Genomic DNA, 21,618 nt, shown 5'->3' with positions numbered 1-21,618 from the left:
TGCGCCTCCTAGAAGATGCCGCGGGTCGTGCGAGTGGGGACGTCGGCGACGACGGTGAGGCCGAACAGCTCGGCGGCGGTGAGCTCGGGCAGGCGCTGGGCGGTGTCGAGGAAGCGCTCGGCCTCGGCATCCGTCAGCACACCGTCGGCGAGCGTACGGAACTTGGCGACGTAGTCGACGCGGGCGAACGGCCGGGCGCCGAGCGGATGCGCGTCGGCCACCGCGATCTCGTCGACGATGCGCTCGCCGCTGGCCAGCTCGATCTCCACCCGGCCCCCGAACGCCTTCTCGGCCGGATCGGTCGAGTGGTAGCGCCGGGTCCACTCGGCATCCTCGGCGGTCGTGACCGTCCGCCACAGCTCGACCGTGTCGGGCCGACCCGCGCGCTCGGGCGCGTACGAGTCGACGTGGTGCCAGGCACCGTCCTGCAGCGCGACCGTGAAGATGTACGGGATCGAGTGGTCGAGCGTCTCGCGGCTCGCGGTCGGGTCGTACTTCTGCGGGTCGTTCGCCCCGGAGCCGATGACGTAGTGCGTGTGGTGGCTCGTGTGCAGCACGGCGCGTGTGACGCTGGCGGGATCGCGCAGCTCCGGGTGCTCGCGGCCGAGCTTGCGCGCGAGGTCGATCCAGGCCTGCGCCTGATACTCCGCGGAGTGCTCCTTCGTGTACGTGTCCAGGACGCCGAGGCGCGCCTCGCCGCGCTCGGGCAGCGGCACGCGGTAGGCGGCATCCGGTCCATCGAGCAGCCACGCGATGACGCCGTCCTCGCCCTCGTAGATCGGGGTCGGGCTGGTCTGCCCGCGCATCGCCCGGTCGACGGCCTCGACCGCCATCTTGCCGGCGAAGGCGGGAGCGTGCGCCTTCCACGTCGAGATCTCGCCCTTGCGGCTCTGCCGGGTCGCGGTCGTGGTGTGCAGCGCCTGCCCGATGGCCTGGAAGATCGTCGCGGTGTCGAGCCCGAGCAGCGTGCCGATGCCCGCGGCGGCGCTCGGCCCGAGGTGCGCGACGTGGTCGATCTTGTGCGCGTGCAGGCTGATCGCGCGCACGAGGTCGACCTGGATCTCGTATCCCGTGACGATGCCGCGCAGCAGCTCGGCGCCGCTGCGGCCGGCGTGCTGCGCCACGGCGAGGATCGGCGGGATGTTGTCGCCCGGATGCGAGTACTCCGCCGCGAGGAACGTGTCGTGGTAGTCGAGCTCGCGCACGGCGACGCCGTTCGCCCACGCCGCCCACTCCGGGCTCGTGCGACCCGAGCCGTCCGGCGCCCCGGCCGGGCCGGGGTCGACGCCGAAGACGGATGCGCCCGCTCCCCCGCGGCTCACCGGGTGCGCGAGCGCCTGGTCGCGGCTGGCGAGGGTCGGCCCGCGGGTGAGGCTCGCGGTCGCCACGGCCGCGTTGTCGATGATCCGGTTGATCACCATGTCGGTGACGGCATCCGTAGGCGTGAGCTGCTCGCTCGCGACCTCCGCGATCGCCCAGGCGAGCTGCTCCTCGCGCGGGAGCGCGTCGGCGCTCGGGTGGACACGGACGTCGTGGATCCTCACCCGCCCAGCCTAGGTGCGCGCCCCGCTCGAACGGGCCGGTCAGTCGAACGGACGGTCAGTCGAATAGGCCCGGGGGTGCCCAGAGGTCGTCGCGACGATCGCGACCGCGCAGTCCCTTCGCCTCGCCCGAGGGAAGCCGCGGTGGCCGCGGCGGACGCGGTGGCCGCAGCAGCATCGAACGGACCACGGGAAGCGCGTGCTCCGGCTGGGGATCGTAGTCGGCGAGCCATCCGATGCGTCGCTCCCACAGCTCCTCGAGGTCGCGCACCTGCGCGCGGAGCAGATTCAGGCCCGTGCCGTCGAGGAAGTAGTGCCGGATCGGCCCGTCGAGCCGCACGTCGATCCACTCGTTCTCGAGCAGGATCCTGAGGTGCCACGTCGCCGCACGTCGGGTCACCGAGAACTCGGCCATGACCACGTCGCCGATCTCGGTCGCCGTGTGCGATCCCGATGACAGCAGTTCGATGATGCGTCTTCGGATCGGCTCGCTCATCACCTGGAACGGATTCATCACGCGCCGAGCGTCTCGCAACAGCGCCCGCCCGCCGCAACCTCGATCGCTCCCCGCGTACAACGTCGCACGGAACGGCCAGTGGAGGACTGGACGACCGGCCCGCGCCTCCTCGGCCCCGCGCCGCCCGCCTGGCCCGTGTTGAGTCCCGCCCAGCGCCCACCGACCAAACCGTGATGCATTTCGCTTACTGGAGTTCGTGCACCACGAGCGCGAACTCCAGTAAGCGAAATGAACACTGCGAGCGAACGGCCCGCGAACAGGCCCGAGCACGAACAACGGAGCGGCGGCGGCGTCCCGAGCACGAACAGCGGGGGCGGTTCCGGCGCGAACACGAGCATCGGAGCGGCGACGGCGGAGTTCGTGCACCACGAGCGCGAACTCCAGTATGCGAAATGAACACTGCGAGCGAACGGCCCGTCAACACGCCCGAGCACGAACAGCGGGGAGCGGCGGCTCCGGCCCGAGCACGAACAACGGAGCGGCGGCTCCGGCCCTGCGGCGCGCGAGAGCGCCGCCGAATAGACTGGACGGCTCATGTCCGAGACCCTCCCGACGCCGACGATCGTCTACCCGCCCGAGCTGCCGGTCAGCGGCCGGCGGGACGACATCATGGCCGCGATCCGCGACCACCAGGTCGTCGTCGTCGCGGGCGCGACGGGATCCGGCAAGACGACCCAGCTGCCGAAGATGCTTCTCGAGCTCGGCTACGAGCGCATCGCGCACACCCAGCCGCGCCGGATCGCCGCCCGCACGATCGCCGAGCGCATCGCCGACGAGCTCGGCAGCGACCTCGGCGGGCTCGTCGGCTACCAGGTGCGGTTCACCGACCAGGTGTCGAAGAGCACGCGCGTGACCCTGATGACCGACGGCATCCTGCTGAACCGCATCCATCGCGACCGCGACCTGACCGGATACGACGCGATCATCATCGACGAGGCGCACGAGCGCAGCCTCACCGTCGATTTCCTGCTCGGGTATCTCACCCGCATCCTGCCGCGACGCCCCGAGCTCAAGGTGATCGTCACGTCGGCGACCATCGACCCGGAGAGCTTCGCGCGGCACTTCTCCGCCGCGACCGGGGCCGAGGTGCCGATCATCGAGGTGTCCGGGCGCACGTTCCCCGTCGACATCCGTTACCGCCCCCTCGTGCGCACGGATGCCGCCACCGACGACCCGGACGACTCCCCCGTCGAGTCGGTCGACCTCATGACCGGCGTCGCGGATGCCGTGGCCGAGCTCATGCGCGAACCCGACGGCGACATCCTGGTGTTCCTCAGCGGCGAGGCGGAGATCCGGGACGCCGAGGACGTGCTGCGAGGACGACGCTTCCCCGGCACCGAGATCCTGCCGCTCTACGGGCGGCTCTCCGCGGCCGACCAGCACCGCGTGTTCGAGCGCTCGACGACGCCCGGGACGCGGCGCCGGGTCGTGCTCGCCACGAACGTCGCCGAGACGAGCCTCACGGTGCCCGGCATCCGCTACGTCGTCGACGCGGGCACGGCGCGCATCAGCCGGTACTCGGCGCGGGCGAAGATCCAGCGGCTGCCGATCGAGGCGATCTCGCAGGCATCCGCGAACCAGCGCTCCGGCCGCTCGGGTCGCACGAGCCCGGGCATCGCGATCCGCCTCTATTCAGAAGAGGACTTCGCGAAGCGCCCCGAGTTCACCGAGCCGGAGATCCTGCGCACGAACCTCGCGGCGGTCATCCTGCAGATGATCTCGCTCGGACTCGGCGACATCGGCGCGTTCCCGTTCCTGCAGCCGCCGGACGCGCGCGGCGTGAAGGACGGCATGGACCTGCTGCGCGAGCTCGGCGCGGTCGACTCCGGATCGCGCGACGCCGACCCGCGCATCACGCGCATCGGCCGCCAGCTCGCCCAGCTGCCCGTCGATCCCCGCCTCGGCCGGATGATCGTCGAGTCGAAGAAGCACGGCGTGAGCCGCGAGGTCATCGCGATCGTCGCGGGCCTCTCCATCCAGGACCCGCGCGAGCGCCCCCTCGACAAGCGCGCGCACGCGGATCAGCTGCACGCGCGGTTCACCGATCCGACGAGCGACTTCATGACGCTCCTCGCCCTCTGGGACTACCTGAAAACGAAGGAGAAAGAGCTCTCCGGGAGCGCTTTCCGGCGCCTGACCCGCGCGGAGTACATCAACTTCCTTCGTTTTCGGGAGTGGGAGGACGTGTCTCGGCAGCTCACCCGCCTCGCGAAGCAGATCGGGCTGACGATCGACGAGGCCACGGAGACCCCGGATGCCGCCGGCATCCACCGGTCCCTGCTCGCGGGCCTGCTCAGCCAGCTCGGCATCCGCACCGTCACGTCGGACAAGACCGGCGCGAAGCGCGAGTACGCCGGCAGCCGCAACACCCGGTTCGCGATCTTCCCCGGCTCGGCGCTCGCGAAGAAGCAGCCCGAGGCGGTGATGAGCGCCGAGCTCGTCGAGACCAGCCGCCTGTTCGCCCGCATGAACGCCGCGATCGACCCCGCGTGGGCCGAGCCGATCGCCGGCGACCTCGTCAAGCGCAGCGTCGCCGAGCCGCACTGGTCGCAGAAGTCGGGCGCGGCGATGGCCTACGAGCGCGTGACGCTCTACGGCGTGCCGATCGTGCCGCGCCGGCGCATCCAGTTCGCCCGGGTCGACGCCGCCGAGGCGCGCGAGCTGCTCATCCGCGAGGGACTCGTCGCCGGCCTCATCCCGCGCGAGTGGAAGAAGGGTCGCGCCTGGGAGTTCGAGCGGCGCAACCACGCCCTGCGCGCGGAGCTCGCGGAGATCGAGGAGCGCACCCGCCGCCGCGACATCCTGCTCGACGACGAGAACGTCGTGCGCTTCTTCGACGAGCGGATCCCCGCAGACGTGACGGATGTGCGCGGCTTCGAACGCTGGTGGAGGCAGCAGCTGCAGTCCACGCCCGACCTGCTCACGATGACGCCCGAGGCGCTCGTCGACGACGCGACGGATACGGATGTCGACGAGCGGATGTTCCCGCGCGAGTGGCACCAGGGTGACCAGACGCTCGCCCTGAGCTACCGCTTCGAGCCGGGAGCGGATGACGACGGCGTGACCGTGAGCATCCCGCTGCCGCTGCTGCCGAGCATCCGGCCGGCGGGATTCGACTGGCTCGTGCCGGGACTGCGCGAGGAGCTCGTCGCGGCGATGATCAAGACGCTGCCGAAGGCGATCCGCCGCTCGGTCGTACCCGCGAACGACTGGGCGCGGCGCTTCGTCGACGAGCTGAACCGCACGCTGGTCGAGGAGCGCGCGAGCGCAGCGAGCCCCCGTCGCCCCCCGCTGGTCGAGGAGCGCGCGAGCGCAGCGACCCCGCACCACACCCCGCTGGTTGAGGAGCGCGCGAGCGCAGCGACCCCGCACCGTCCGCCGGTTGAGGAGCGCGCGAGCGCAGCGAGCCCGCGTCTCGAGACCACCGCCCTCGACGAGACCCCGATCGCCGAGTGGCTCGCTGAGCAGGTGCGCCGGCACACCTACACGCCGATGGATGCCGACGACGTCGACGGGAGCCGCATCCCCGCGCACCTGCGCATGCGCTTCACCGTGGTCGACGACCGGGGCCGCACGATCGCCGCGAGCCGCGACCTGACCGCGCTGCGCACGAAGCTCGCGAGCCGCACCCGCCAGTCGGTCGCGAACGTCATCGCCGCCGCCCCCGTGCGCGTCGCGAACGCGATCGAGCGCGCCGGTCTCACGACGTTCGCCATCGACGAGCTCCCCCGTGCGGTCGACACGCCCCACGGCACGGGCACGGTGCGCGGCTACCCCGCGTTCGTCGACGACGGAGCGACCGTGAGCATCCGGGTGCTCCCGACCGCGGGCGAGCAACTGCGCGCGATGCGGGGCGGCATCCGTCGGATGTTGCTGCTCGCGATCCCGTCCCCGGTGTCGTACGTGCAGGAGCACCTCACGACCGCCGAGAAGCTCGCGCTCGCCGCGAGCCCGTACCGTTCGACCGCGGCGCTGTTCGAGGACTGCCTCGTCGCGTGCATCGACGCCGTTGTGCCCGAGCCGGTGTGGACCCGCGCCGAGTTCGACGCCGCGCGCGATCGGGTGTCGGCCGGCATCCTCGACCAGATGTTCGCCGTCGTCGCGCAGGTCGCGACGATCCTCGGCGCCCAGCGCGACGCCGACAAGGCGATCTCGTCGGCGAGCTCGCTCGCGCTCATGGCGCCGCTCGCCGACGCCCGCGAGCAGCTCGCGAACCTCGTCTACCCGGGCTTCGTCTCGGCCGCGGGGGTCGCGCAGCTGCCGCGCATCGCGGTGTACCTGCGCGGGATCCAGCATCGCGTGTCGAAGCTCGCGGAGAACGTCGGCCGCGACCGCACCTGGATGGCGGAGCTCGCGGAGGCGACGCAGCGCTACGTGAGCGCGGGCGGCGACCTCCCCCTCGCCCCCGGCGCCCCCGCGCACCTGCGTCACGCGCGCTGGATGCTCGAGGAGCTGCGTCTCTCGCTCTTCGCCCAGCACCTGGGAACGGCCGAGCCGGTGAGCCTGCAGCGCATCACGAGGGTGCTGAGCTCCCCCGCTGGTTGAGGAGCGTCCGAGCGAAGCGAGGCCGCGTCTCGAAACCCCGCCCACCCCCGCTGGTCGAGGAGCGCGCGACGTAGTCGCTCGCGTCTCGAGACCACGACAACTGGCCCGGGAACGGCTAATGCGGTCGCCCCCAGCGAACGTCAGCCGCCGCTCGCGCCTGGGGCGAAGCGAATCAGCCGGAGGTCATCCACGGACGTGCCCTCGATGACGAACGACTCGACGTCGCTCCCTCCCAACTGGACGCGATTCACGCGCGGCAGACCATCGACCGTCAGACCAGCGAGGTCGAGCGCTGCGGTGATCGGGTTCTCGAACGGATGCCACGGATGACCGCCGACGAGCACCGGTACGTCATCCGATCCGTCGATGAAGGCGAGCAGCACACGGCAGTTCGCGAACACAGAGCTCGACCAGAGGGGGCCGAAAGCCACCTCGTGATGCGAACCTAGATAATGTCTACTTCGCCGCGTACCATGACCGCATGGGCACCCTCACCAAGGCGCAGCTCCGTCAGAACCCCTCCGCGGCGCTGCGTGCGGTGGAGACCGCGGCTGCGGAGTACACCATCACCGATCACGGGCGCCCCGTCGCCCGTCTCGTCCCGATCGAGACCGTGCCATGGGTACGTCTGACGGGCGGCTCGGTGCTCGGCGCGGACCAGCCGATCGACCCGACGTGGCTGGCCGAATGGAATGCCGACCGCGATGCCGATCGGCTCCGGGGCGACGACCGACTGTGAGGCACATCCTCGACACGGGCGTGCTGATCGCCGGCTCGCCGCTGACCTCGGATGGCGCGGCGATCACGGCGATCACCCTCGCCGAGCTGGAGTTCGGCGTGGTCCGCGCTGCTCAGCGCGGTGACGGCAGCGTCCTGACCCGCATGCGCAATCTCGAACGGGCGCGGGCGATCTTCGGCCAGGGACTGCCGTTCGGCGGTGAGACCGCGCCCCACTTCGGCCGGGTCGTCGAGGCCGAGCTCGGCGCGGGTCGCAATCCCCGCGCTCGGCTGGCGGACCTCATGATCGCCGCGATCGCCCTGCAGCACGGCGCCGCCCTGCTGACGACGAACCCCGCCGACTTCGCGGCGCTCGTCGGGCTCATCGAGGTCGTGGGCGTCACGCAGCAATCGGAGGCACCGGGGCCGTGAGGCCCGATCGACCGGTCTACTCAGTCCAGCGCCACCAGTTCCACGTCCGCCTCGTGGCCCGGCGCGCGCGCCAGGCGCGTGTCCGCCGTGAGCAGAGGTGCACCCAGCAGCTCGGAGAGGGCGACATATGCCGCGTCGTACGCGGTGAGGTTGTCGCGCAAGCGCCACACCCGACGCGCGAGCAGCGCGTGGTCGTGGAGGACGATATCGAGATCGAGCAAGGTCTCGAGCGCCGCGTCCGCGTCGCGCGGGGCGGTGTGCCCGCTGGCCACTCGCCGCCGGAGCACCTGCGCGACTTCCAGGACGACGAGTTGCGGCGCGTGCAACGCGACGTCGGGATCGGCGATCCGCGCGCGCACGCGGCCGGCCAGGGGCAGCCCGAGCAGAACCTCGACCAGGACGGATGCGTCGAGGACGATCACCGTGAATCGCGCTCCGCTCGCACGGACTCCGCCGCGGTCTCTCCGCGATAGTCGCTGGGCGCCACCACCGCGAGACGCGCCATCAACTCGCCCCGCGTGGGCCGCTCGACCGAACGCCGAAGCTCTCCGAGCGCGAGATCAGAGAGCGTCACCCCCTCGCGAGCAGCACGCTCCTTGAGGCGCCGATGCAGGTCGTCCGGGACGTTGCGCACTTGGATGAGGGCCATGCGATCATGATGCGCGCATCACCATCGCATGCGCAATGGGGTCAGTTGACCTCGAGCGGATCGCCGCCGACGCGCTGGCCGCGGTCGAGCGCGTCGATCGCCGCCATCTCGTCCGGCGTCAGCTCGAAGCCGAAGACGTCGAGGTTCTGCGCGATGCGCTCCCTCGAGTTCGACTTCGGGAACACGATGAGGCCGCTCTGCAGGTGCCAGCGGATGACGACCTGGGCGGGCGAGACACCGTGCGCCTCCGCGGCCGAGGAGATCGCCCTCTCGCCGAACAGGTCGTATTTGCCCTGACCGAGCGGACCCCACGACTCGATCGCGATGCCGTGCTCGGCACCGTAGGCGCGCAGCTCCCGCTGGGCGAACGCGGGGTGCAGCTCGATCTGGTTGATCACCGGCACGCTCGACGCCGCCGCGATGATCTCGTCGAGCTGTCCGATGGTGTGGTTCGAGACGCCGATCGAGCGCGCCTTGCCGGCCGCCTTGATCTCCTCGAGCGCGAGGTAGGCCTCGACGTGGTCGCCGCGCCGGGTCGGCCAGTGCGTGAGGTAGAGGTCGACGTAGTCGAGCCCGAGCTTCTCGAGGCTCGCGTCGATCGCCGCGTGTGCCTTCGCGGTGGCGTGGCTGTCGTTCCAGAGCTTCGTGGTGATCCAGAGCTCGTCGCGCGGGATGCCGGACTTCGCGATCGCCGCGCCGACACCCTGCTCGTTGCGATAGATCGCCGCCGTGTCGATGTGGCGGTAGCCCGCCTCCAGGGCGTCGCTGACGATGCGCTCGGTCTCGTCCGGGTCGACCAGGAACACCCCGAATCCGAGCTGGGGGATCGAGCGGCCGTCGTTGAGCGTGAGAGTGGGGACTGTCGTCATGCCCCCAACTCTTCCACTGCGGCCGACCCCTCGCCGAGAGAACGCAGGGAGCGATCGGTAGTCTGGATGTCCGCGAACTGAGAAGAGGTGCCCCGTGCGACACCGCGTCCTGTCCGCCTGGACGACCGCCGTCCCCGTGCTCGGCGTGCTCGCCGTGCTGCTGACGTTCGGCCGGGACCTGCCCGCGCTCGGCGCTGCCCTGGTCGGCGCCCTGCTGATCGTCGCGGTGTTCGCCGCCGTGCACCACGCCGAGGTCGTGGCGCACCGGATCGGCGAACCCTACGGCTCGATCGTGCTCGCCGTCGCCGTGACCGTCATCGAGGTGGGGCTCATCCTCATGCTCATGCTCGGCGGCAAGGGCGACACGACGGAGCTCGCGCGCGACACCGTGTTCGCCGCCGTGATGATCACGACGAACGGCATCGTGGGCCTCAGCCTGCTGCTCGCCGCGCGGCGCGAGGCGCCCCGCTTCAACTCGGAGGGCGCGGGCGCCGCGCTCGGCGTCGTCGCGACCCTGTCCACGGTGACGCTCGTGCTGCCCTCGTTCACGACGTCGGGGGCCGGTGCGACGTTCTCCCCCGGGCAGCTCGCGTTCGCCGCCGTCGCGAGCCTCGTGATGTACGCCGTGTTCGTGTTCGCGCAGACGCGACGGCACCGCGACTTCTTCCTCCCCGTGGACGGCGACGGGCAGCTGCTCGACCGGGACGGCGACGGCCACGTCGACCGGCCGAGCGGGCGCACCGCTCTCGTCAGCCTGCTGCTGCTCGTGCTCTCGCTGGCATCCGTCGTCTTCCTCGCGAAGGCTCTGCAGCACACCATCGAGGACATCGTGGATGCGGCGGGCGTGCCCGAGACGTTCGTCGGCGTGGTCATCGCCCTGCTCGTGCTGCTGCCCGAGGGCATGGCCGCGTCGAAGGCCGCGCTGCGCGACCGGATGCAGAACAGCTTCAACCTCGCCTACGGCTCGGCGATGGCCTCGATCGGCCTCACCATCCCCGCGATCGCGGTCGCGATGATCTGGATCCAGGGCACGCTCACGCTCGGCCTCGGCGCGAGCCAGATCGTGCTGCTCGTGCTCACGGTCGTCGTCGGGACGCTCACCGTCATCCCCGGGCGCGCCACGCGCATCCAGGGCACGCTGCACCTCGTGGTGTTCGCGGCGTTCATCTACTTCGCGATCGCGCCGTAGCGCGGCCCGACCCCGCTACTTCGTCGTCGCCTTCGCGTTCGACTCGTACGACGTGTTCGTCGACTCGAAGAAGTTGACGAGCTGCAGCGTGTCGTTCGCCGCGGCCATCCACTTCGCCGGGTTCGAGACGTTGTAGTGCGCCTCGAAGCCGAGCTCCTCGAGCCGGCGGTCGGCGAGGTACTTGACGTACTGGTTGATGTACGTCGCGTTCAGGCCGAGGATGCCGTTCGGCAGCAGGTCGTTGTTGTACTGCTCCTCCATCTCGACCGCGTCGAGCACCATCTGCTTGATCTCGGCGGCGAACTCCTCCGTCTGCAGGTCGGGGTTCTCCTCGAGCACGGTGAGGATGAGGTTGATGCCGAACTTGAGGTGCAGGCTCTCGTCGCGCACGATCCAGTCGACGAGCGAGCCGAAGTTGCGCAGCAGGTTCCGCTGGCGGAACGACAGCGCGACCATGAAGCCCGAGTAGAACCAGATGCCCTCGAGGATGATGTTGTACGCGACGAGGTTGCGGATGAAGTCCTTCCTGCCCTCCGTCGTCGTGATGTCGAGGGTCTCCTCCGTCATGCGGCGGATGTAGCTGACCTCGAACTCCTCCTTGCGCGCCATCGACGGGATGTCGACGTGCGAGTTGTAGGCCTCGTCGCGATCGATCGGGAACGTCTCGAGCACGTACTCGAACGACATGCAGTGGTTGGCCTCCTCCCACATCTGCTTCGCGAGGTAGAGGTGCGCCTCGGGAGCGTTGACGTACGGGTAGACGCCGAAGGCGAGCGCCTTGTTGACGAGCAGCTCGTTCGGGTTGAAGTACGAGATGAGAAAGGTGACCGCGTGGCGCTCCTCCTCCGTCATCTTCTTGAAGTCGGCGAGGTCCTCGCCGAGCTGGATCTCGTTCGGGAACCAGGTGTTCGCGACGGCCTGGTCGTACAGGTCCATGGCCCACTGGTACGTGACGGGCTTGAGGAGGAGGCCCTCCTTCACGCCGGTGCCGAGGATCGGCATGGTGTGTCTCCTAAGAAAAATCGGTTACTGGCAGCTCTCGCACTGCAGGTCGTCCATGGGGTCGATCGGGACGACGTAGTCGTTCGCGAGCGAGACCGCGCCGGTCGCCGTGTCGTGGTCGTCGAGCGGGATCGTGGTGCTCACTTGCCGAGTCCCCCGAACCCGCGGCGCGCGGGCGCGGCGGCCGCGGCCGGCGCGGCCTCGGCGGGAGCAGCGGATGCCGGGGCACCGAAGCCCTTGCGCGCGCCCGACCCCAGCTCCTCGGTCTTGTTGACCTTGACCGTGGACTGCTCGGCCGTGTGCCGCGGCTTCATGTGCAGGTAGTAGGTCGTCTTCACGCCGCGCTCCCACGCCGCGTAGTAGATGTCCATCATGTCGCCGAGGTCGCGCGTCTCGAGGTACATGTTGCGGCTGATCGCCTGGTCGATCCACTTCTGCGCGCGGGCCGCGACGTCGAGGAACGCGTACGGCGAGAGCTGGAAGCTCGTCTTGTACACGGCCTTGAGCTCGTCGGGGATGGCGGCGATGTTCTGCACGTCGCCCTGGCTGCGCAGCACGGCCTCGCGGGTGGTCTCCCACAGGCCGAGCCGCTGCAGGTCGGCGACGAGGTTGCGGTTGACCTCGAGGAACTTGCCGTTGCTCGTCGCGCGGCTGAAGATCTGCGCGAACTGCGGGTCGATGCCGGGCGTGGTGCCCGCGACGAGACCGATGGATGCCGTCGGTGCGATCGCCATGAGCGTCGCGTTGCGGATGCCGCCGGCCACCTTCGCGCGCAGGGCGTCCCAGTCGAGGCGGGTCGTGCGGCTCACGGCGATCGGCGTGCCGCGGTCGGCCTCGGTGAGCGCGATCGAGTCGAACGGCACGAGACCCTGCGACCAGCGGCTGCCGGCGAAGTTGTTGTACGCGCCGCGCTCGCGGGCGAGGTCGGCCGACTCGTCGATCGCGGCGTAGGAGACGTGCTCCATGACCTCGTCGATGAGCTCGGCGGCCGCCTCGGACTCGTAGCTGATGCCGAGTCGCTCGATGACGTCGGTGAAGCCCATCACGCCGAGGCCGATGGCGCGGTTCTCCTGGTTGGCGTGGTCGGCCTCCGGCACGCTCGACACGGTGATGTCGATGAGGTTGTCGAGCTGGCGCACCGCGCTGCGGGCGCTGTCCTCGATGAGCGACCAGTCGAAGCCGAGCGTGCCGTCCTCCGCCTCCGTGAGGTGCTTGGAGAGGTTGATCGACGCGAGGTTGCAGACGCTGATGTTCTCCAGGTCCTGCGGGAGGCAGATCTCGGTGCACAGGTTGGAGAGGTGGATCGTGCCGGTGTTGTTGTTGAGCGCCCGGTTGTTGATGGTGTCCTTCCAGGTCAGCCACGGGTGGCTCGTGGTCTGGAGGGACATCAGGATGTCCTTGAACTGGGCGCGGGCGCTGATCCTGGTGAACGTGCGCAGCCGGCCGGCCTCGGCATCCGCGACGTACTCCGCGTAGCGCGCGCTGAACGCGGCGCCGTAGAGCTCGTTGAGGTCGGCGACCTCGAGCGGGTCGAAGAGGTACCAGTCGTCGTCGTTCTGCACGCGCTTCATGAACTCGTCGGAGATCCAGACGGCCGTGTTGGCGGTGCGGGTGCGGCGGTACGGGTCGCCGGAGTTCTGGCGCAGGTCGAGGAACTCGGGGAAGTCGGCGTGCCAGTTCTCCATGTAGAAGCACAGCGCGCCGAACTTCTTGCCGCCGCGGCTCACCGCGCGCAGCACGGAGTCGATCGTGTGCATGAACGGGATCGGGCCGGTCGACGTCGTGTTGTTCGAGCGGATGGGCGAGCCCTGCGAGCGCAGCTTGGTCACCGAGAGGCCGATGCCGCCGGTGCCCTTCGTGAGCCACATGACGTCGCGCACGCTCTTCGCGATGTGCTCGATGTCGTCCTGCATCTCCATGACGAAGCAGTTGGAGAGCTGCGGGTAGGCGGTGCCGGCGTTGACGAGGGTCGAGCCCGCGGCGACGTACTCCAGCTTCGACATCTTCTCGTAGAAGCCGATGGCGGCCGTGGTCGGGTCGGCCTCGTTGAGGCTCAGGCCCATCGCCACGCGCGCCCAGAAGAACTGCGGCACCTCGAGCGGCTCGCCGTTGCGGGCCTTGATGCCGTAGCGGTTGTTGAGCGTGACGAGGCCGATGTACTTGAACAGGCCGTCGCGCTCGGGATCGAGGGCGGCGGCGACGCGGTCGAGGTCGAACAGCTCGGTGAAGCGGGGCTCGAAGAGGCCCTCGGCGACACCGCGCTCGATGTTGGCGCGGAAGTGGCCGACGTGCAGTGCGCGGAGCTGCTCGGCGGTCTCGTAGTCGCCGAGCACGGCCTTGTAGATCGTCTTGAGCAGCAGGCGGGTGGCCACGATGTCGAACGCCGGGTCGTCCTTGACGTTCTGCAGCGCGACCTGGATGACCGCCTCGTCCAGCTGCTGCGTCGTGATGCCGTCGAACAGGGTGAGCTCGAGCTCCGACGCGATCTGGGTGACCCACGTGATGTTCTCGTCGAGGCCGGCGCTGGCGTGCTCGATCGCCAGGTTGATCTTGTTCGCGTCGTACGGCTCGCGCGTCCCGTCGCGCTTGACGACCGTGATTGCCACTCGGTATCCCCTCGTCGGATTCGATCCAGATGTGCCACGGATGCGTCGGAGACAGACCATCCGGTTCCGCGGCTCGATCACTATATATCCGGCCGCCGACATGGGCAGGGCACTACATCTAGTGGGCGTGTCGTCCACAGGACGGGGATAACTCCGCCGGGTTCTCCACACCCTGTGCACGATCGAGCGGCCCTAGGCTGGGGGCATGGCGGGAGGATACGGCGAGCTGCTGCGCGCGCCCGGCGTCGCCCGCCTCATCGCCGCGCAGCTCACCGCGCGCTTCCCGAACGGGATGCTGTCGCTCGCCTACCTGCTGCACATCGAGGGCATCTTCCACTCCTACGGCGCGGCCGGGCTCGTGCTCGCCGCCACCTCGGTCGGCCAGGCGATCGCCGGCCCGCTGCTCGGACGCGCGATGGGCGTGTGGGGCATGCGCCCGGTGCTCATCCTCACCACCGCGGTGTGCGCCGCGACGATGCTCGGCGTCGCGTTCCTGCAGCTGCCGCTCACCGGCTACGTGCTCATCGGCTTCGTCGGCGGCCTGAGCCTGCCGCCCGTGCAGCCGGCCGTGCGCACCATCTACCCGAAGATGGTCAACTCGACCCAGCTGACCCGGCTGTTCAGCCTCGACGCGAGCGCGCAGGAGATCATCTGGATCGCCGCGCCCGTGCTCATCACGTTCGTGTCCGTGCAGATCTCGACGGTGCTCGGCATCCTGCTCTCCGTCGCGTTCCTGGTCGGCGGCGGCGCCTGGTTCATCGCGAGCCCCGAGGTCGGCAAGGTGCGCATCCCGCGCTCGAAGCGCCGGTTCGGGCTCGTGCTCACCCGGCCGCCGGTGCTGCTCGCGACCGTCGTCGGCATCCTGCTCATCGGATCGTGCTCGGCGCTCGAGGCGAGCGTCGTGGCGACGTTCGGCGAGGGCGGCCCGCAGGCCGGCCTCGTGCTCGCGATCTGGTCGGTCGCCTCGCTCGTCGGCGGGCTCGCGTTCGGCGACATCCCGATCGGCCCGTCCGCGCTCGGACGACGGATGCTCGTGGTCTTCGTCGGCACGCTTCTCGCGGTGTTCGCGGCCGCGTTCTTCGGCCCCGACCTCGCCCCCTCGGCGCAGTTCTGGTCGCTCGCCGGCACGCTCGCGATCGCCGGCCTCGGCATCGCACCGTGCCTCGCGGTGATGTTCGCGATCGTGTCGGCATCCGTGCGGTTCAGCGACACGGCCGAGGCCTACGGCTGGGTCGGCACGGGTCAGCTCATCGGCGCGGCGGCCGGCAGCGCGGTCGCGGGCTTCCTCATCGACGGCCACGGCGCGACGGGCGGATTCGCCGTCGGCGCCGTGTTCGCGCTCATCGGCACCGTGATCGCCGTCGTGTTCCGCGGCGCGCACCCCGACCTGCGCGGCCGCGACGCATCGCCCATCCCGGACACCTTCCCGGTGCCCGTGCAGCCGAGCTAGCCGCACCGCTGGTCGAGGAGCGCCCGAGCCCCCGCTGGTCGAGGAGCGCCCGAGCGAAGCGAGGTCGCGTCTCGAGACCAGCACCCGAACACCGCCGGTCGAGGAGCGCCCGAGCGAAGCGAGGTCGCGTCTCGAGACCAGCACCCGGCTCAGGCGGCGAGCGCCTCCACGAGCCGCGCGACCTGGCCCACCGGGTCGACGGCGCGCCAGGCGAGCACGATCCGCCCGTCGGCGTCGATCGCGAACGTCGAGCGGATGGGTCCCACCGTGGTCTCGCCGTTGCGCACCCGCTCGCCCCAGGTCGCGTACGCCTCGTGCACGGCGTGGTCCTCGTCCGAGAGCAGGGCGAAGTCGAGGTGCTGGTCGGCGACGAACTCGGCGTTGCGCTCGGGCGCGTCCGGGGAGACGCCGACGACCGTCCAGCCGGCCGCGCGCAGCGGGCCGAACGAGTCGCGGAACTCGCACGCCTCGGTCGTGCAGCCGGGGGTGAACGCGGCCGGATAGAAGTACACGATCACCGGGCCGGTCTGCGCGGAGAGCGACCAGCGCGATCCGTCGTGGGCGGTGAGGGTGAAGTCGGGGGCGAGGTCGCCGACGTCGGGAGCTGTCATGCCCCCATCCTGCCCCGGGTCAGCGGTTCTGCAGCGGGCGCAGCACGGGCGCGAGCTCGGCGAGCTCCGCGAGCAGGTGGCCGGCGATCGCCGTCTCCTTCTCGGTCGGGGTGAACACGCCGTCGGCCACGAGCGCACCCGCGAACGGGATCTCCACGTTCGCCCCGGTCTTGACGAGTCCGAGCGCCACGAGCACGGGCGTGAGCGCCGTCACGCCGCGCGTTCCGGCCGAGACCCCGCCGTAGCTCACGACGCCCACGGGCTTGCGCCACCACTCCTGCGACAGGTAGTCGAGGGCGTTCTTGAGCGCCGGCGAGAACGAGTGGTTGTACTCGGGCGTGACGAGCACGATCGCGTCGGCGACGTCCACGCGCTCGCTCCAGGCGATCGTGTGCGCGTGCTGGTAGTCGCGCAGGCGCGGGTGGTTCGGCTCGTCCATGAACGGCAGCGCCAGCTCGGCGAGATCGGCGAGGTCGACCTCCCAGCCCGCCTCCTCCGCGAGCGCCCCCACCCAGCGGGCGATGGGCAGACCGGTGCGCACGGGGCGCACGGAACCGACGATGACGAGCAATCTGTTCACGAGAGGCAACTATATAGGTGACGCGTCACCGCCGCCGGGCCGCGCACGATTCCCGCCATCCGGCGTCACGCGCGACCTGCGGATGCCGCCCCGCCGCTAGCGTGACGCCATGGCCCGGCCCGCCCCCGCTCCCGTCGCGCTGCCCGAGCGGCACTGGCATCCCGCATCGTCGCCCGCATCGTCGCCCGCATCGTCGCCCGCGTCCGCGCCGCGCGCCCTGCTGCTGCACGGCATCAACGGCGACGGCGGCACCTGGTGGCGCGTCGGGGCGTCGCTCGCCGACCTCGGCTACGCGGTCACCGCGGTCGACCTGCGCGGGCACGGCACGGCGCCGCGCACCGAGGACCACCGCCTCGCGGCCTACGCCGCCGACCTGCCCGCCGGCCCGTGGGACCTCCTCGTCGGGCACTCGCTCGGCGCAGCGATCGCCGTCGTCGCCGCGACCGGGCGCATCGCCCGGCGCCTCGTGCTGCTCGACCCCGTGCTGCGCATCGAGCCCGGGGAGTTCGACGGCGTGCGCGAGGCCCAGCTCGACGAGCTCGACGACACGCTCGAGTCGATCGCCGCGGCGCGCCCGCACTGGCATCCGGACGACATCGCCGCGAAGCACGCTGCCGCCCGGCGCGTCGCGCGCGCGACCGTCGAGGGCTCGTTCGCCGACAACCACCCCTGGGACATCGTCGACCGCGCGATCGCACTGCCCGTCCCGACGCTCGTGATCGGCGCCGACCCCGCCGTCTACACCACGTTCCCGGTCGCCACGGAGCGGGTCGTGACGGCGGCGAACCCGCGCGTGAGCGTGCGGCGCGTGCCCGGCGCCGGCCACTCCGTGCACCGCGACCGCTTCGACGAGACGCTCGCGGTCATCCGCTCCTGGCTCGCCGACTAGCGCGCGGCGCGGCTCACCAGCGGCCGTGCACGGCAGCGCGGAGCAGCCGGTCGTAGATGTCGCGCACGCCGAGGGTGAACGACCCTGGCAGCGGACCGACGGATGCCGCGGTCGCGTTCGCGCGCGCCTGCTCGGGCGTGCGCGCGCCCGGGATCGCGCTCGTGAGCCCCTCGAGCTGCACGAGCCAGGCGAGCGCTGCGGTCGCCGGCTCGAGCTCGTGCTCGCGGGCGAGCGCCGCGAACTCCCGGGCGGCCTCGACGCCGGTCGCGTAGTCGACGCCGGAGAAGGTCTCGCCGACGTCGAACGCCGAGCCGTCCCGGTTGTAGCTGCGGTGGTCGTCCGGCGCGAAGACCGTGTCGAGACCGTAGCGCCCGCTGAGCAGTCCCGAGGCGAGCGGCACGCGCGCGAGCACCGCCACGCCCTCGCGCGCGGCCACCGGCAGCACGGCCGAGACGGGCTTGAGCCGGAACGCGTTCACGATGATCTGCACGCTCGCGACGTTCGGCATCTCGATCGCGGTGAGGGCCTCGTCGACCGTCTCGACGCTCACGCCGTAGGCGGCGATGACGCCCTCGTCGACGAGGGTGTCGAGGTCGTCGTAGACCTGATCGCGGTCGAACACGATCGTCGGCGGGCAGTGCAGCTGCACGAGGTCGAGCGTGTCGGTGAGCAGGTTGTCGCGGGAGCGGTCGATCCACGCGCGGAAGTTCTCGAGCGTGAACTCGTCCGGCTCCTGCGGGCCGCGACGGCCCATCTTCGTGGCGACCGTGACGCCCGCGTCGCGGTGACGCGCGAGGTAGTTGCCGATGATCCGCTCGCTGCGGCCGTCACCGTAGACGTCGGCGGTGTCGAACAGGGTGACGCCCGACTCGACGGCGGCGTCGAGCACGGCATCCGCGTCGCGCTCGCTCACCGCACCCCAGTCGGCGCCGAGCTGCCAGGTGCCGAGACCGATGACCGAGAGCTGCGCGTCGAGGCGCTCGCTGCTGCGCGTCTCCATGGGCTCAGCCTATTGCGCGCTATCGCGCGCCCGGGGCCCGGCCCGGACAGACGGATGCGGCGGTCACCGTCGACCGCCGCATCCGTGGTGAGGGCGCCGCGCTCAATCGCGCAGCTTCTCCTTGTATTCGTTCTTGGCCTTGGTCGCGTCGCGCTCGGCCTCCGCGCGCCTGACGTCGCTGTCGGCCTTCGCCTCGTCGACCCGGTCGCTGACGCGTTCCTTGGCGTCGTCCACCGCCTCGCCGATGCGCTTGCCGGTGGCCTCCGCCGCGTCCTTCAGGTTGTCTCCGATACCCATACCGGTCTCCTCTCGTCCGTTCGTCGCGACGCTACGCCGGTCGCGCGGCACCGGGCACGGCGCGCGACGAGTGCCCAGCGCGCGCCCAGCCGGGGGCCGCGCGGCGGCGCGAGCGTGACGAACGAGAGGCCGGGAACGTTGGCTGTCGCGCGCGATCCCCCGCCGCCTACCGTGGGCGCCATGATCGCGCGCGCCCTCCCCGCTTCCGTGCTGCTCCTCGTCGCTCTCGCCCTCGCCGGCTGCTCCGCCGGATCGGGCGTGTCGAGCTCGCGCTCGGACTACGACGTCGGTCAGGCCCCCGAGGTCGCGGTTCCGGGCGCGGGCGTCGCGGATGCCGCCGCCGACGGTGGCGCCGGGGGCGACTCCGGCGGCGACGACTCCGGCGGGGTGGCCTTCTCCCCCGCCGACCGGCAGGTCGTCACGACCGGCACCGCGACCCTCACGGTCGACGACCCCGCGGATGCCGCGGCCGATGCCACGCGGATCGTCGAGTCCGCGGGCGGCCGGGTCGACGCGCGCACCGTGACCGCGCCGACGGACGGCGACCCGGGCGGGGCGACGCTCACGGTGCGCATCCCGTCGGACCGGCTCACCCCGACGATGGACGCGCTCGAGGCGCTCGGCGAGGTCGAGCGGGTGTCACTGAGCGACTCCGACGTCACCCAGACCGTGCAGGATCTCGACGCGCGCATCACCGCCGCGCGCACGTCGGTCGACCGGCTGCTCGCCCTGCTCGGCGCGGCCGGCAGCACGAAGGACCTCATCGCGATCGAGAACGCGCTGCAGCAGCGCCAGGCGGACCTCGAGAGCATGCAGGCGCAGCAGCGCTACTACGCCGACCAGGTCTCGATGGCGACCGTCGACATCTCCCTGGTCGCCGTCGAGAACGCGCCGGTCGACGCCCCGAGCACGTTCCTCGACGGCCTCGCGGGCGGCTGGGGCGCGTTCGTCGCCTTCCTCGCCGGCGCGCTGGTCGTGCTCGGCGCCGCCCTGCCGTGGCTCGCCTTCCTCGCCGTGCTCGCGGGCGTCGTGCTCGCGGTCGTGCGGGGCCGAGGGCGCTCGCGCGCTCGCCGGCGTCCGGCCGCGGATGCCGCCGACGACTCCGGCGAGGAGCCCGCCGACGCGGCCGGCGACGACGCGGACGACGCCGCGGACGAGGCGCCGGGGACGACGATCAGGCGATGAGCTCCGCGCGCGCCGCGTCGACGACGTCGTGCCACGGGATGCCGGCCACGGCATCCGTCTCGGGCCCGGGGAACCGGTCGACGATCGCGAGCGCCTGCTCGCCCTCCCCCGCGATCACCGCGCGCCGCGCGACGTCGGAGAGCGTGTCGAGGGCCGCAGAGACGAGGTCGCGCTGCATCGGCGTGGGCATGGTGTGCGCCCGCTCGAAGCTCGTGCGCGCGAGCAGGAGAGCGTCGTGCAGCTCAGCACTCGGCGTCGTGCGCGCCGGCGTGCGGCGGCGGAAGATCGAACCCACGTCACCCCCCGTTCGAGTGAGACATCCTCGCTCGATTCGACGTTAGCGACAGACCGGCCCGGACCGCAAGCATCGGCGCCGGATTTCTCAAGGTTTCGTTATCTCGCGCCCCCGTGCCGGGTCGCGGCCCGGCCGATCAGCCCGCCGCGGCCGCGATCTCGGCGCGCGCCGCCGCCACGATCTCGTCGTTGGTGTGCGCGTGGCCCCACAGCCCCCAGCCCCCCGGCACCGCCTCGGTGAGCAGCACCCAGGTGCGCCGCACGAGGTCGGGGTCGCCCGCCGCATCGGCGACCAGGCGGGAGAGCTCGGCGACGACGGCGAGCTGCTGATCGCGGTCGAGGGCGCCCGCGTTCGTGAGCACCTGCACGCGCGCGTGCGCGCTCGATCCGTCGACGTCGGCGATCGCGGCGGCCGGCAGCTCGTGCACGAACGCGGCCGTGTTCGACCGGAACATTGCGATGCCGGGCACCCGCTCGATGCGCATGACGGTCGCGGCGGCGGCCGTCGCGAGGGCGTGCGGATCGGCGATGAGGCCGACGGGAACGGTGATGTCGATCATGGGCATGGCTGCGCTCCAGGTGCGGCTCGATGATTATGACGTTTGTCATAGCCATGATCGCTATGCTGAGCGTCATAGTCAAGACCGAGGGGAAGAAGCGGTGGCGGGCACCACGAAGGACCGGATGATCGACAGCACGATCACGCTGCTCGCGATGCGCGGCCTGCAGGGCACCGCGTTCCGCGACGTCGTCGAGCACGCGGGAGCGCCGCGCGGGTCGATCTACCACCACTTCCCGGAGGGCAAGGACCAGCTCGTGAACGCGGCCGTCGATGCCGCGGGCGCGCGCGCCGCATCCGTGCTCGACGCGGTCGCCGGCCGGCCGCCGCTCGAGATCACCGAGCGCTTCCTCGCGGTGTGGCGCGCGGTGCTCGATCGCTCCGAGCTGCGCGCGGGCTGCGCCGTGCTCGCCGTCACCGTCGCGACCGACTCGACCGCCGTGCTCGACCACGCCGCCCGGGCGTTCCGGTCCTGGCGCGCCCGGATCGCCGAACTGCTCGAGGACGGCGGTGCGGATGCCGCGGCGGCGGCCCGCTTCGCGGCGACGCTCGTGGCGGCGTGCGAGGGCGCCGTCGTGATCGCCCGGGCCGAGCGGAGCACGGAGCCGTTCGAGCTCGTCGCCGACCAGCTGCGCGAGGCGGCCACGCGTCTCGCGCCGGGCGTCGGTCCCCGGGAATAGCGTGGC

The 21,618-nt window shown here is 71.3% G+C and carries 22 protein-coding genes; 8 read left to right on the top strand and 14 right to left on the bottom strand.

From position 1 onward, the window contains the following. Positions 1-8: 8 nt before the first annotated feature. Together QT381_RS03690 and QT381_RS03685 are read right to left on the bottom strand one after the other, a co-directional pair. Positions 9-1,544 carry an MmgE/PrpD family protein gene (locus QT381_RS03690; RefSeq protein WP_289247381.1) on the bottom strand — a complete coding sequence of 512 codons (1,536 nt, stop codon included), beginning with the start codon at positions 1,542-1,544 and terminating at the stop codon, positions 9-11. 55 nt (positions 1,545-1,599) lie between these two features. Then, positions 1,600-2,058: an ArsR/SmtB family transcription factor gene (locus QT381_RS03685; RefSeq protein WP_289247380.1), complete on the bottom strand. Its 459-nt coding sequence runs from the start codon at positions 2,056-2,058 to the stop codon at positions 1,600-1,602. A gap of 534 nt (positions 2,059-2,592) precedes the next feature. Here QT381_RS03685 and hrpA point away from each other — a divergent pair. Next, on the top strand, positions 2,593-6,603 hold the full coding sequence (gene hrpA / locus QT381_RS03680; RefSeq protein WP_289247379.1) for an ATP-dependent RNA helicase HrpA: 4,011 nt from the start codon (positions 2,593-2,595) through the stop codon (positions 6,601-6,603). 140 nt (positions 6,604-6,743) lie between these two features. Here the strand turns inward: hrpA and QT381_RS03675 are convergent, their stop codons facing one another. Beyond that, entirely contained in the window at positions 6,744-7,034 is a 291-nt protein-coding gene (locus tag QT381_RS03675; protein ID WP_289247378.1) for a hypothetical protein, read from the bottom strand. Positions 7,035-7,084: 50 nt separating this feature from the next. Between QT381_RS03675 and QT381_RS03670 the strand changes: the two genes are divergently transcribed. After that, entirely contained in the window at positions 7,085-7,342 is a 258-nt protein-coding gene (locus QT381_RS03670; RefSeq protein ID WP_289247377.1) for a type II toxin-antitoxin system Phd/YefM family antitoxin, read from the top strand. Next, entirely contained in the window at positions 7,339-7,752 is a 414-nt protein-coding gene (locus tag QT381_RS03665) for a PIN domain-containing protein (protein WP_289247376.1), read from the top strand. Before QT381_RS03670 ends, QT381_RS03665 begins: the two co-directional genes overlap by 4 nt. A 20-nt stretch (positions 7,753-7,772) precedes the next feature. On the opposite strand, the gene QT381_RS03660 is transcribed toward QT381_RS03665, so the two are convergent. The 3 genes from QT381_RS03660 to QT381_RS03650 are packed head-to-tail and all read right to left on the bottom strand — an operon-like array spanning position 7,773 to position 9,270. Next, entirely contained in the window at positions 7,773-8,174 is a 402-nt protein-coding gene (locus QT381_RS03660; protein WP_289247375.1) for a type II toxin-antitoxin system VapC family toxin, read from the bottom strand. Further along, positions 8,171-8,401 carry a FitA-like ribbon-helix-helix domain-containing protein gene (locus QT381_RS03655; protein WP_289247374.1) on the bottom strand — a complete coding sequence of 77 codons (231 nt, stop codon included), beginning with the start codon at positions 8,399-8,401 and terminating at the stop codon, positions 8,171-8,173. The genes QT381_RS03660 and QT381_RS03655 overlap by 4 nt, the downstream gene beginning before the upstream one ends. 41 nt (positions 8,402-8,442) lie before the next feature. Further along, positions 8,443-9,270 (bottom strand): aldo/keto reductase, encoded by an 828-nt coding sequence (locus QT381_RS03650; protein ID WP_289247373.1) that lies wholly within the window; start codon positions 9,268-9,270, stop codon positions 8,443-8,445. 94 nt (positions 9,271-9,364) lie between these two features. On the opposite strand from QT381_RS03650, the gene QT381_RS03645 reads away from it, so the two are divergent. Further along, positions 9,365-10,459, top strand: a complete 1,095-nt coding sequence (locus tag QT381_RS03645; protein WP_289247372.1) for a calcium:cation antiporter — start codon at positions 9,365-9,367, stop codon at positions 10,457-10,459. Positions 10,460-10,474: 15 nt separating this feature from the next. On the opposite strand, the gene QT381_RS03640 is transcribed toward QT381_RS03645, so the two are convergent. Together QT381_RS03640 and QT381_RS03635 are read right to left on the bottom strand one after the other, a co-directional pair. Continuing rightward, positions 10,475-11,461, bottom strand: a complete 987-nt coding sequence (locus QT381_RS03640; protein ID WP_289247371.1) for a ribonucleotide-diphosphate reductase subunit beta — start codon at positions 11,459-11,461, stop codon at positions 10,475-10,477. 140 nt (positions 11,462-11,601) lie between these two features. Further along, positions 11,602-14,067: a ribonucleoside-diphosphate reductase subunit alpha gene (locus QT381_RS03635; RefSeq protein WP_289247370.1), complete on the bottom strand. Its 2,466-nt coding sequence runs from the start codon at positions 14,065-14,067 to the stop codon at positions 11,602-11,604. A 205-nt stretch (positions 14,068-14,272) separates the two neighbouring features. On the opposite strand from QT381_RS03635, the gene QT381_RS03630 reads away from it, so the two are divergent. Further along, the gene (locus QT381_RS03630) at positions 14,273-15,517 is read left to right on the top strand and encodes an MFS transporter (protein ID WP_289247369.1); all 1,245 of its coding nucleotides are present in this window, start codon (positions 14,273-14,275) and stop codon (positions 15,515-15,517) included. 149 nt (positions 15,518-15,666) lie between these two features. Here QT381_RS03630 and QT381_RS03625 read toward each other — a convergent pair whose 3' ends face one another. After that, the gene (locus QT381_RS03625) at positions 15,667-16,128 is read right to left on the bottom strand and encodes a peroxiredoxin (protein ID WP_289247368.1); all 462 of its coding nucleotides are present in this window, start codon (positions 16,126-16,128) and stop codon (positions 15,667-15,669) included. 19 nt (positions 16,129-16,147) lie between these two features. Further along, positions 16,148-16,708, bottom strand: coding sequence for an NADPH-dependent FMN reductase (locus tag QT381_RS03620; RefSeq protein WP_289247367.1), 561 nt, complete (start codon positions 16,706-16,708; stop codon positions 16,148-16,150). Between the two features lie 109 nt (positions 16,709-16,817). On the opposite strand from QT381_RS03620, the gene QT381_RS03615 reads away from it, so the two are divergent. Further along, entirely contained in the window at positions 16,818-17,597 is a 780-nt protein-coding gene (locus QT381_RS03615; RefSeq protein ID WP_289247366.1) for an alpha/beta fold hydrolase, read from the top strand. A gap of 13 nt (positions 17,598-17,610) precedes the next feature. Here QT381_RS03615 and QT381_RS03610 read toward each other — a convergent pair whose 3' ends face one another. Further along, entirely contained in the window at positions 17,611-18,597 is a 987-nt protein-coding gene (locus QT381_RS03610; RefSeq protein ID WP_289247365.1) for an aldo/keto reductase, read from the bottom strand. 102 nt (positions 18,598-18,699) lie between these two features. Further along, positions 18,700-18,894 carry a hypothetical protein gene (locus QT381_RS03605; protein ID WP_289247364.1) on the bottom strand — a complete coding sequence of 65 codons (195 nt, stop codon included), beginning with the start codon at positions 18,892-18,894 and terminating at the stop codon, positions 18,700-18,702. Between the two features lie 180 nt (positions 18,895-19,074). Here QT381_RS03605 and QT381_RS03600 point away from each other — a divergent pair, with 180 nt between their 5' ends. Next, the gene (locus QT381_RS03600; protein WP_289247363.1) at positions 19,075-20,079 is read left to right on the top strand and encodes a DUF4349 domain-containing protein; all 1,005 of its coding nucleotides are present in this window, start codon (positions 19,075-19,077) and stop codon (positions 20,077-20,079) included. Here the strand turns inward: QT381_RS03600 and QT381_RS03595 are convergent. Then, a complete protein-coding gene (locus QT381_RS03595; RefSeq protein WP_289247362.1) occupies positions 20,069-20,374 on the bottom strand; it encodes a hypothetical protein in 306 nt (101 codons plus the stop codon). The two genes, QT381_RS03600 and QT381_RS03595, sit on opposite strands and share 11 nt — an antisense overlap. Positions 20,375-20,510: 136 nt before the next feature. Then, positions 20,511-20,939: a tautomerase family protein gene (locus QT381_RS03590; protein WP_289247361.1), complete on the bottom strand. Its 429-nt coding sequence runs from the start codon at positions 20,937-20,939 to the stop codon at positions 20,511-20,513. A 94-nt stretch (positions 20,940-21,033) separates the two neighbouring features. Here QT381_RS03590 and QT381_RS03585 point away from each other — a divergent pair, with 94 nt between their 5' ends. Continuing rightward, entirely contained in the window at positions 21,034-21,612 is a 579-nt protein-coding gene (locus tag QT381_RS03585; protein WP_289247360.1) for a TetR/AcrR family transcriptional regulator, read from the top strand. Positions 21,613-21,618 lie beyond the last annotated feature (6 nt).

This window comes from Galbitalea sp. SE-J8 (genome assembly GCF_030345695.1).
Taxonomy (GTDB): domain Bacteria; phylum Actinomycetota; class Actinomycetes; order Actinomycetales; family Microbacteriaceae; genus JAUASV01.
Note: the sequence above shows the minus strand (reverse complement) of the source record. Positions and strands in the feature narration are given on the sequence as shown.